Origin of the sequence: Cellulophaga baltica, assembly GCF_018861125.1 — a bacterium.
In the GTDB taxonomy this organism is placed as follows: domain Bacteria; phylum Bacteroidota; class Bacteroidia; order Flavobacteriales; family Flavobacteriaceae; genus Cellulophaga; species Cellulophaga baltica_A.
This window is the reverse complement of the sequence record NZ_JAHKQN010000013.1, coordinates 24,300-35,123: the sequence shown is the minus strand read 5'-3', so window position 1 is coordinate 35,123 and position 10,824 is coordinate 24,300. Positions and strand designations below refer to the sequence as shown.

Annotated in this window: 14 protein-coding genes; 4 read left to right on the top strand and 10 right to left on the bottom strand. The window is 32.2% G+C overall.

The window, feature by feature from the left end:
• Positions 1 to 57 precede the first annotated feature (57 nt).
• Genes KO500_RS02920 through KO500_RS02895 form a run of 6 tightly spaced genes read right to left on the bottom strand, consistent with a single transcriptional unit; the run spans position 58 to position 3,713 of the window.
• Complete coding sequence (locus KO500_RS02920; protein ID WP_215955006.1) at positions 58 to 504, bottom strand: hypothetical protein; 447 nt, start codon at positions 502 to 504, stop codon at positions 58 to 60.
• Between the two features lie 51 nt (positions 505 to 555).
• Positions 556 to 1,359, bottom strand: a complete 804-nt coding sequence (locus tag KO500_RS02915; protein WP_215955005.1) for a TPM domain-containing protein — start codon at positions 1,357 to 1,359, stop codon at positions 556 to 558.
• Positions 1,340 to 1,777, bottom strand: coding sequence for a TPM domain-containing protein (locus KO500_RS02910; RefSeq protein WP_215955004.1), 438 nt, complete (start codon positions 1,775 to 1,777; stop codon positions 1,340 to 1,342). Before KO500_RS02910 ends, KO500_RS02915 begins: the two co-directional genes overlap by 20 nt.
• Before the next feature lie 11 nt (positions 1,778 to 1,788).
• Positions 1,789 to 2,388, bottom strand: coding sequence for a LemA family protein (locus KO500_RS02905; protein ID WP_215955003.1), 600 nt, complete (start codon positions 2,386 to 2,388; stop codon positions 1,789 to 1,791).
• Between the two features lie 18 nt (positions 2,389 to 2,406).
• Positions 2,407 to 2,736: a MerR family transcriptional regulator gene (locus KO500_RS02900; protein ID WP_215955002.1), complete on the bottom strand. Its 330-nt coding sequence runs from the start codon at positions 2,734 to 2,736 to the stop codon at positions 2,407 to 2,409.
• A complete protein-coding gene (locus KO500_RS02895; RefSeq protein WP_215955001.1) occupies positions 2,736 to 3,713 on the bottom strand; it encodes a M23 family metallopeptidase in 978 nt (325 codons plus the stop codon). The genes KO500_RS02900 and KO500_RS02895 overlap by 1 nt, the downstream gene beginning before the upstream one ends.
• 150 nt (positions 3,714 to 3,863) lie before the next feature.
• On the opposite strand from KO500_RS02895, the gene alaS reads away from it, so the two are divergent.
• From alaS to KO500_RS02875, 4 genes are all read left to right on the top strand, one after another.
• Positions 3,864 to 6,476 carry an alanine--tRNA ligase gene (gene alaS / locus KO500_RS02890; protein WP_215955000.1) on the top strand — a complete coding sequence of 871 codons (2,613 nt, stop codon included), beginning with the start codon at positions 3,864 to 3,866 and terminating at the stop codon, positions 6,474 to 6,476.
• Between the two features lie 79 nt (positions 6,477 to 6,555).
• A complete protein-coding gene (locus KO500_RS02885; protein WP_215954999.1) occupies positions 6,556 to 7,506 on the top strand; it encodes a GSCFA domain-containing protein in 951 nt (316 codons plus the stop codon).
• Positions 7,503 to 8,114, top strand: coding sequence for a DUF4230 domain-containing protein (locus tag KO500_RS02880; protein ID WP_215954998.1), 612 nt, complete (start codon positions 7,503 to 7,505; stop codon positions 8,112 to 8,114). Before KO500_RS02885 ends, KO500_RS02880 begins: the two co-directional genes overlap by 4 nt.
• 184 nt (positions 8,115 to 8,298) lie before the next feature.
• Entirely contained in the window at positions 8,299 to 8,463 is a 165-nt protein-coding gene (locus tag KO500_RS02875) for a hypothetical protein (protein WP_215954997.1), read from the top strand.
• A gap of 88 nt (positions 8,464 to 8,551) precedes the next feature.
• Here the strand turns inward: KO500_RS02875 and KO500_RS02870 are convergent, their stop codons facing one another.
• The 4 genes from KO500_RS02870 to KO500_RS02855 form a co-directional block, all read right to left on the bottom strand.
• Positions 8,552 to 9,340 (bottom strand): thioredoxin family protein, encoded by a 789-nt coding sequence (locus KO500_RS02870; RefSeq protein ID WP_354668430.1) that lies wholly within the window; start codon positions 9,338 to 9,340, stop codon positions 8,552 to 8,554.
• Positions 9,341 to 9,355: 15 nt separating this feature from the next.
• Positions 9,356 to 9,898, bottom strand: coding sequence for a TlpA family protein disulfide reductase (locus KO500_RS02865; RefSeq protein ID WP_215954996.1), 543 nt, complete (start codon positions 9,896 to 9,898; stop codon positions 9,356 to 9,358).
• A gap of 121 nt (positions 9,899 to 10,019) precedes the next feature.
• Positions 10,020 to 10,592 (bottom strand): DUF4136 domain-containing protein, encoded by a 573-nt coding sequence (locus tag KO500_RS02860; protein ID WP_215954995.1) that lies wholly within the window; start codon positions 10,590 to 10,592, stop codon positions 10,020 to 10,022.
• A 56-nt stretch (positions 10,593 to 10,648) separates the two neighbouring features.
• Positions 10,649 to 10,813, bottom strand: a complete 165-nt coding sequence (locus tag KO500_RS02855; RefSeq protein ID WP_215954994.1) for a DUF5522 domain-containing protein — start codon at positions 10,811 to 10,813, stop codon at positions 10,649 to 10,651.
• Positions 10,814 to 10,824 lie beyond the last annotated feature (11 nt).

The following is a 10,824-nucleotide window of genomic DNA, read 5'->3' as shown; positions in this document are numbered from 1 at the left end:
TAATAGCTCTTTTGTTTATAGAATTAGTGGATTGAGATTTCTAGCCCTAAAATAGCATTACTCAACATAAATAATAATTGAACTTTCTGATACTTCTGTTTCGTGAGAAGCCACTAAATCTATAGTTCCAACTTTTACTGGATAGCTACAGCAACCAGTGGTATTGTTTTCAATAAGTTCTACATCGGTAGTCATAGTAATATCATTAGCTATGTTTAATATATATGTGTTAATATCATTTTCAACACCTAAAACTTGTATGTAAATATATCCATTAGAAACTTCGAAGCTAGTTACAGTATCACCATTTGCATCTGTAATCGTTACATCTTCAGCGGTGTAAGTTTCATTAGAAAATAAATTTTCTCCAGACGTTTTATTGATTACCGATATAAGTAAATTTGGTCCTCCTTCACAAGATATGGCACTGCAATCTTCTGAACCGTCATCACTACCGCAAAAAGTTAGTAATAAGAATAGAGGTAATAGAAGTAATTTTTTCATGGTTATTTTTTTAATAAGATGTAATATTTAGAAAAGGTTGCTTTTTAAAGTTTACCAACCACCAGAAGCACCGCCTCCGCCGAAACCGCCTCCGCCAAAACCGCCACCGAAGCCACCACTTCCACCGAAACCACCGCCGCCAAAGCTTCCGCCTCCAGAGCTGTGTCCGCCACGACCCATATTACTAAGTATGATAGCATCCCAGATATCAAACCCGCCAGAACGGTTTCCTCTATTGCCTCCGTTGCTGTTGCCGTTACCACGGTTTCTATTGGTAAGAATAATAATAATTACGATAAAAATAATAAAAGGCAATATTTTTTGAAAAGGAAAAGAGTTGTTTTCAAAGTTTCTGTTTTCGGAAAACTCGCCATTCAGTGCCATTATAATAGCATCTGTACCTCGGTCTAAACCATTGTAATAATCGCCTGTTTTAAACTCAGGAATTATAACCTGTTCTATGATTTTTTTAGATAAAGCATCAGTAATAGAGCCTTCAATCCCATAACCCGTATTGATAGCAACTTTTCTATCATCTTTGGCAAGCAAAAGTAAAATACCGTTGTCTTTGCCATCTTGCCCAATGCCCCATTTTTGTCCCCATTGTGCACCTAAGTAATTAATACCTTCGCCGTTTGTAGAGCCTATAATGGCCACTACAATTTGTGTTGAGGTACTATCTGCATAATGTTTGAGTTTTTGATTTAAACTATTTTGTTGCGCAACAGATAAGAGGCTTATGTATTGGTAAACCGCTTTTTGGTCACTAGGCTTTTCTGGTATTTGAAATTGGCTATAGCCAAAACCAAAAACCAATAAAAACAGGATGATTATATTACCCTTTAGAAACTTCATTACTAAGTTCGTTTGTGTCATTATGTTGCCAAGGAAAATGTTTTTCAAGTTCAAAGCCAGCTTTTAATATGCCATCAATAATCCCTTGTTTAAAATTTCCTTGTACAAATTGTGCTTGAATAGTATCTTTTGTAGTATCCCAAAAATTATCAGGTACTACTTTGTCAATGCCTTTATCGCCATAAATCACAAACTTTTTGTCATTTACTGCCACATAAATAAGTACACCGTTTTCTTCTTTAGTATTATCCATTTTTAAAAAATGAAAAACTTCTTGGGCACGTTTAAAATGTTCTATTTCACTGTGCGCTTCAAGGTGTACTCTTATTTCGCCTGAAGTGTTTTTTTCAGCCTCAACAATAGCTTGTACAATTTCTTGCTCTTCTTCAGCTGTTAAAAAGTCTTCTACTTTAGACATTGGTGTAAATTTTAGTTGAAATCAAAATTCACGTCAGGAGCATTTTCAGCACCTGCATTTGAACTAAATAATGACATGGCATCAAAACCACCAAGAGCAGCAATAATGTTAGTAGGCATTTTCTTTATTTTAATATTGTAATCACCAGCTAAATCGTTAAATCGATTTCTTTCTACGTTAATTCTATTTTCAGTACCCTCTATTTGTGATTGTAATTCAAGAAAATTTTGGTTTGCTTTTAAATCAGGATAACGTTCAACGACTACCATTAATTTACTTAATGCACCTGTAAGCCCACTTTGTGCTTGCTGAAAAGCTTCCATTTTTTCAGGAGTTAAATCATTTGCATTTATTGATGTTGATGTTGCTTTAGCACGTGCTTCAATAACATCAGTTAGAGTCCCTTTTTCAAAATCAGCGGCACCTTGTACTGTTTTTACTAGATTGCCAATTAAATCACTTCTACGTTGGTAAGAACTTTCAACATTTGCCCATTGCTTAGTTGCTTGACCTTCCATTTCTACTAATCCATTGCTTGTATTTACGTACCAAATTCCTAAAATTGCAATTATGCCCACAATAGCAATAACCGCGATTAATCCTTTTTTCATTTTAATGTTTATTTATAGTTATAGTTGATTTTTTATTTTAATAAGTTCAGCTTTGACACCTTCTAATTTTTGAATAATATCAAAAGTAGATAATGTTTGGCTTTTACTTTCTTTTAGGTGAGTTTTAGCACCATCTAAAGTAAAACCACGCTCTTTTACCAAGTGATAAATAAGCTGTAAGTTTTTCACATCTTGAGGTGTGAACTTACGGTTTCCTTTAGCATTTTTTTTAGGCTGCAATACGTCAAATTCCTTTTCCCAGAATCTAATCAATGACGTATTTACGTTAAAAGCTTTCGCAATTTCGCCTATACCATAATATCTTTTTTCAGGGAGATCTATATGCATTAATCTAATGATTGATTTTCTTGAGAAGCTGTTTTCAGCATGTTATCAAACTCTTCGGCAGATAAACTTCCGTAATAGAAATTAATAGGATTAACTCGTTCGCCGTCTTTAAAAATTTCATAATGTAGGTGTGGCCCTTGAGACCTACCAGTGCTACCTACAAAACCAATTAAATCACCACGTTTTACTCTTCTGCCAGAAGTAACATTGTATTTGCTTAAATGGGCATATAAACTCACATAGCCAAAACCATGGTCTATTCGAATATGATTTCCATATCCTGAAGAATTACTATCTGCTCGAGTAACTTTCCCGTCACCAGTTGCGTAAATAGGTGTTCCTTTAGGAGAACTAAAATCCATTCCCCAGTGCATTTTTTTAGCTTTTGTAAATGGGTCAGAACGCCAGCCATAACCAGAAGCCATACGTTTTAAATCTTCATTTTTAACAGGCTGTATAGCAGGTATAGCAGCTAGTAGTTTTTCTTTTTCTTTAGCAAGCTTAGTAATTTCATCTAATGATTTCGATTGAATTACCATTTCTTTCTGAATAATGTCCATTCGCTTTGTAGTAGCGACAATCATATCAGAATTATTAAAACCTTCTAATGATTTGTAACGGTTAATACCACCAAAACCAGCTTTACGTTGTTCTTCAGGTATTGGGTTTGCCTCAAAATACAAACGGTATATATTGTTATCTCTATCTTCAATATTTGCAAGTACTTCTTCAACTTGCATCATTTTTCTATTTAAAAGCTCAAATTGTAATTCGTAGTTTTTAACTTCGCGCTGTAGTGATAATTCTTTTGGAGTATTTATTATAGTAGTATTCAAAAGAATAGTAAGGCCAAGTAAACCGAATAAAAAAGAGCCTAATAAAAATAGGCCTATATTCCTATATTTTTTAGATTTTTGGGCTTCTATTTTTCGATACGATAAAGTATCTGGATCGTAATAATATTTTACTTTAGACATAAATGGATTTTATCCTATTTTTGTGCTTTAAAAATTAAGTTAATAAACAAATATAAAAATTGTTTTGCAGAATTAGTTAAAATTATAAAAACCTTATGTTTTTTAGGGTGTTATATATGTAGTTAGGCAAGTAACAATAAAAACAAAAGAATGAAATCTCAAGAAATACGCTCAAAATTTTTAGATTTTTTCATAGGGAAAGGTCATAAAATTGTTGCTTCTGCACCTATGGTTATAAAAGATGACCCTACATTAATGTTCACTAATGCTGGGATGAACCAGTTTAAAGAGTTCTTTTTGGGTAATACGGTGCCTAAATCTACTCGTGTAGCTGATAGTCAAAAGTGTTTGCGTGTAAGTGGTAAACATAACGATTTAGAGGAAGTTGGTAAAGACACCTACCACCATACCATGTTTGAAATGCTAGGTAACTGGAGTTTTGGTGATTATTTTAAAGAAGATGCTATTGCTTGGAGTTGGGAGTTTTTAACTGAGGTTTGTAAAATTGACAAAGATAGTCTGTATGTTACCATTTTTGAGGGTAGTAAAGATGCGGATCAGTTAGAGCAAGATTCAGAGGCTTTAGAACTTTGGAAAAAAATAGTACCAGAATCTCAAATTCTTTTTGGCAACAAAAAAGATAACTTTTGGGAAATGGGTGATCAAGGGCCATGCGGGCCTTGTTCTGAAATTCACGTAGATATTCGTTCTATTGAAGAAAAAGAAAAAGTATCAGGCGCTTCATTAGTAAATATGGATCACCCACAAGTGGTGGAAATATGGAACCTGGTATTTATGCAATACAACCGTAAAGCAAACGGATCATTAGAACCTTTACCAGCAAAGCATGTTGATACAGGTATGGGTTTTGAGCGTTTGTGTATGGTAATGCAAAATGTACAATCTAATTATGATACTGATGTATTTACACCAATTATTAGAGAGATTGAAACCATTACCAATGGTACTTACGGTAAAGATGAAAAAATAAATATTGCAATTAGAGTAATTGCCGATCATATTAGAGCAGTAGCTTTTTCAATTGCAGATGGTCAGTTGCCAAGTAATACAGGTGCAGGTTATGTAATACGTAGAATATTGCGTAGAGCTATACGTTACGGTTTTACATTTTTAGATACAAAAGAGCCTTTTATGTATCGTTTGGTAGAAGTACTTTGCAATACAATGGGTGAGGCTTTTCCGGAATTAAAGAGTCAAAAACAACTTATTGAGAATGTAATTAAAGAAGAAGAGAATTCTTTCTTAAAAACCTTAGACCAAGGTTTAGTGTTGTTAGATTCTATTATTGCTAATACAAAAGGAAAACAAGTTGATGGCCGTAAAGCATTTGAACTTTATGATACATATGGTTTTCCGATAGATTTAACAGCTCTTATTTTAAGTGAAAGAGGTTTTGATTTAGATGAAAAAGGTTTTGATATTGCAATGCAAGAACAGAAAAATCGTTCGCGTTCTGCATCAGAAGTATCAAAAGATGATTGGACTATTTTACTAAATGATTCTGAACAAGAATTTGTTGGTTATGATCTATTATCGGCTAATGTAAAAATAGTTAAGTACAGAAAAGTTACTTCTAAAAAAGACGGAGAGCAATTTCAATTGGTATTTAATTTAACGCCTTTTTATGCAGAAGGTGGTGGTCAAGTTGGTGATAAAGGGTATTTAGAGCAATCAAACGGTGATGTTGTTTATGTGCTTGATACTAAAAAAGAGAATAATGAAATTATTCATATCACTAAAAACTTGCCAAACAATACTGCAGAAACATTTAAAGCTGTAGTTGATGAAAAACAACGTAGAAGAACCGAAGCAAACCATACTGCTACGCACTTGTTACATCAAGCACTACGTGAAATATTAGGCACGCATGTAGAGCAAAAAGGTTCTGCGGTACATTCTAAATATTTACGTTTTGATTTTTCTCACTTCTCAAAAGTAACAGCAGATCAATTAAAAGAAGTTGAGCAATTTGTAAATGCAAGAATAGATGGTAATTTGCCATTAGAAGAAGGTAGAAATTTGCCAATGGAACAAGCAGTTGAAGAAGGTGCCATGGCATTATTTGGTGAAAAATATGGAGATGCTGTTCGCACAATACGTTTTGGAAAATCAATAGAACTATGTGGCGGTACTCATGTTAAAAATACAGGAGATATCTGGCATTTTAAAATAAAATCAGAAGGAGCAGTAGCGTCAGGTATTCGTAGAATTGAAGCGATTACTTCAGATGCAGTTAAAGATTTTTATACAGAAAATGACCAAACACTTTCTGAAGTTAAAAATATTTTAAATAACACAAAAGACCCCCTAAAGTCAGTTACTTCATTACAAGAAGAGAATGCTAAGCTTAAAAAAGAGATTGAAGCTTTACTAAAAGATAAAGCAAAAAACTTAAAGGGTGATTTGCTCAATGAGATTGAAACAATCAATGGAATAGACTTTTTGGCTAAAAAAGTAGATTTAGATGCTGGTGGTATTAAAGATTTATCATTTGAAATGGGAGGTAATAAAGATAATTTATTCTTGTTATTAGCTTCTGAAAATAATGGTAAAGCAATACTATCATGTTATGTATCTAAAGAGCTTGTTGCAAGTAAAGAGATGAGTGCTGTAACTGTAGTTCGTGAATTAGGTAAATATATACAAGGTGGTGGCGGTGGCCAACCGTTCTTCGCGACTGCAGGTGGTAAGAACCCAGCAGGTATTGATGAAGCTATCGCAAATGCGAAAGCTTACTTGTAGTTTTTAATAGTATTTGTAAAAAGACTTAGTATTGTATCTTTGAAAAAGATGCCGTATTAAGTCTTTTTAATTTATAAATATGAAACTTCAAACAATAATTCCTCTAGCTAAAGCAAATAATCAAATTGATTACAACAGTCAATTATTAATGTTAGGTTCTTGTTTTGTAGAAAATATTGGAGATAAGTTTTCTTATTTTAAGTTTCAGTCAGTACAAAACCCATTTGGAATTTTATTTAATCCTAAGGCAATTGAAACATTAGTTACAAGGGCTATTTATGAAAATACATATACGAGTGAAGATGTATTTTATTTAAATGAGCGTTGGCAATGTTATGATGCACATTCTAACCTTTCAGCAAATTCAAAAGAAGAATTATTAAATAATTTAAATACTGCATTAGAAGTAACCCTTCAGCAAATTAAAAAAGCGTCACATATTCTTATCACTTTAGGTACAGCTTGGGTGTATCGATTTAAAACAACCAAGGCTTTAGTGGCAAACTGCCATAAAGTACCTCAGAAAGAATTTACGAAAGAACTACTCTCTGGGGCTACAATACAAGAAAGTCTAAATAGTATTGTTACCTTAATACAATCTATTAACCCTGATGCGCAATTTGTGTTTACAGTATCACCAGTAAGACATATAAAAGATGGGTTTGTTGAGAACCAACATAGTAAAGCACATTTATTAACTGCAATTCATCAAATAGTAAAACAAGAGGCTATTTCATATTTTCCTAGTTATGAGATTATGATGGATGAACTTCGTGATTATCGCTTTTATGCTGATGATATGGTGCATCCAAATTCAATTGCAGTCAATTATATTTGGGAAAAGTTCAAAAATGTTTGGATTAATCCCTTAGTTTTAGATGTAATTAATGAAGTAGATATAATTCAAAAAAGTATAGCACATAGGCCTTTTAATGCTGTTTCAGAACAACATCAAAAATTTTTAAAAAAGCTTGGTGTTAAAATTACTCGTATTCAGAAAGTATATCCATTTATGAAATTTGAAGCATGAAAAATATAATTATAGGCGCAGTAGTAACTTTAGCATTTGTCTTTATTTATAAATCTTGTAGCGAAACATCAAAAGACAAATCAATACTTGAAGAAAACTCAATGTTAATTCAGCAACAAATAGATAATGTATCAAAACTAGTAGTTACTGAAGGTCATTTTGCTGAGGTTTACAATTATAAAGATTCTCAACAGCTTTTTGGACCTTTAATTACAGCTCAAAAAAAAGCATTAGTTGTCGTTAATGCAGATGTAACAGTTGCCTATGATTTAAGTAAGATTGATTTTCAGATTGATGAAGCATCAAAAACCTTAATTATAAAAAGTATTCCTGAACCAGAAATAAAATTAAATCCTGATTTTGAATATTATGATGTTACTGCTGATTATTTAAATCAGTTTAACGCAAATGACTATAATAAAATAAAGAAAAACGTTCGTGCATCATTATTAAAAAAAGTAGAGCAATCTACATTAATAACGAATGCACAAAACCGATTATTAAGTGAATTATCTAAATTTTACATTCTTACAAATTCTATGGGGTGGACTTTAGAATATAATGGAAATGTGGTTGAAGATAATTTTTCTACTTTAATTAAAGACTAATTAATTTACTCGTAATTACAAGTTATTTATAAAATTTAAAGCCTTTGTAATTTTATATTTTCGGTTTTATCGATGAAATGCAACATGATTTTATTTCACATACAAAAAATGTGAGTTCGCAACATTTTATGAAAGTGGGTGATTTATAATTTTATCTTTAAAATGAAATTAAAATCTCCAGATTATGTCACAAAAAGCAAAAAGTATAATTTATTTCACTGTTTTAGTAGTTTCATGTGCAGTATATGCAGTAACTGATGATTCTAATTCAAGCCAAGATAACTTAATAACTATTGAAAATGAACAAGGGCAAGAAGTAACAACCGTTTCCTATAGTAATCAGTATTAAAATAAGAAATACCTACTATCTTATTTTTAAATAAATAAAAAAGCCTGAATTAATTAAATTCAGGCTTTTTTGTGTTTAAATCTTTTTCTTAATGTACAATTGGGCAACCAATAGCCTTTGTGTAATTAGGGTTTGGTTTTTCGCCTTTCTCTAATGCTGCAATAGCATCTTCAACATATTTAGTTTTTACATTTTCAGCAGATCTAGAGTTATCGTCAATAGCACCAATGTATTGTACTTTCATATCACCATCTAATAAGAAAACATGAGGAGTTCTAACAGCACCGTATAAAGGTTGAATTTTTTGACCTTCATCAACTAAATATGGGAAAGTAAATCCTTTTTCTTTAGCTCTAGCCCGCATATCTTCATAGCTTTCACCTTTGTGATCTTCAGGGTTGTTAGCGTTTATGGCTATAACAGGATATCCTTTTGGGCTATAAGTATTGTTTAATGCAATTAAACGCTCTTCGTACATTTTAGCAAACGGGCATTCGTTGCATGTAAAAACAACAACATAACCTTTAGCATCTTTATAATCACTTAAAGAAACTGTCTCACCATCAATATTTTTAAGTTCAAAATCGGTAGCTGTATCTCCAATTTTGTAGCCACCAATTTCGTCTAAAGTTTTAGTTTGTATTGGTGATCCACCACCACCTTTTGGCGGTCCTTTTCTATCACCTGGAGGTGGGCCTTTATGATCTCCTGGAGGAGGACTCATTTTATCAGATTGACCATCTTCATTTGTTGTTTGTTCGGAAGCTGTTGCATTTTCTTTTTTGTCTTTACAAGCAACTACTGAAAAAGATAAAAAGCTAAGCAGAGCAAGAGCAAATGCATATCTTTTTACAAAACGTAAGTTATAATTATTCATATTTAAGGTATTTATTTATTGTTTAATTGTTTGTTGAACAGCTTTTTCTAATTCTTCATAACTATTAAAAGGAGTATCAAAATAAGCACGTTTATTTTTATTGTAGATAATAGTAAAAGGTAGCGCGCCAGACCAATTAGGGTTAATTTTATCAATCCATGTATTAGCATCTGGGTCATCTAATATGATAACTTCTTGCTGTAAATTTTTCTTTTCAATAAAAGGTGTAATTTTCGAAGTAATGTCTTTAGGGTCATCCATACTTACCATAATCATTTTCATTTTTTCGTGATTATGTTGTTCATAATATTCTTGAAAATGAGGTAATTCTTTTACACACGGTGCACACCATGTTGCCCAAAAGTTAATGATATATGTAGTGTCATCATTTTTATGAAGTAAAGGATCTAAACCATCATAATTATAGACTTTTATGTCCTCGACAACTTGAGTAGGAGTAGCTTCTGGTTGTTGTTGTTGTTGTTTCTTAGCAGAATCATTACAAGAAGTAAGTAATAATGTGATAAGGGAAAGAGAGACCAAATAATATTTAATCATAAGCTTTTATATATTTTGAATAAATGTATTCAAAATGTATTTTGATTAAAATTTTAGTCTTGTTTTTTAGTTAAAGTTTAACAAAGAAAAAGCCCGTTAACTAACGGGCTTTTAAGTATTTTTAATTTGAAGTTTGTGGCGGATATGCCTTTAGAATTTCAAATACAAACTCATTTATTCTTTCTTCTTTCTTTTGAATGTTTTTTGTTTGGTATAATGAACCCTCACCTTTACCTTGCCAAACTAGCTGTTTATCATTAGCATCAATTAAATCTATATATAAAGAACCCTCAGTTCTTGTGCTAACTTGGTTTCCTCCATACATTCCCATACCACGTGGGCCACGGCCACCATAAAAATAAGGATTCCAACCCCAACCGAAACCACCGCCCCAGTAATTGTTGTATACATCAACTTGTTCTCTTTCTTTAGTGAAAATGCTTACAAGCACATCAGGCTTTTCAGATTTTTTAAAACCCCTAGAATCCATCTCGGCTTCAATAGCTCGTAAAATTCGTTTCTTGTCTAAATCAGAAATTTGAGCTTTGTCAATACCTGTCTTATAGAAAGCATATGTATTGTATGAATTAAAATCAGCATTAGTATCATAATCACTTAAAACGCGAACAGATGTACATGAGTTTAAAAAGAGAAGCGTGAGCACAGGTAGTGCAAAAAGTTTAATCAATTTCATAATCTTATCATATTGGGTTACTATTTTTTAATCACAACAATCATGCCGTAAAACCATCAATTGTTTTGTCTATTTGTTTTATTATCATACCCATAGGGGCAATGTCTGCAACCGCTTTCACAGCAATAACCTCTTTTTAAATGGTATTGTTTTGTAAAAACTCTATAGCCTTCATTTGAGAGGTAATAATCACCTTCTTCAATGGGTATTCTTTCTTTCATTCAGGTTTATG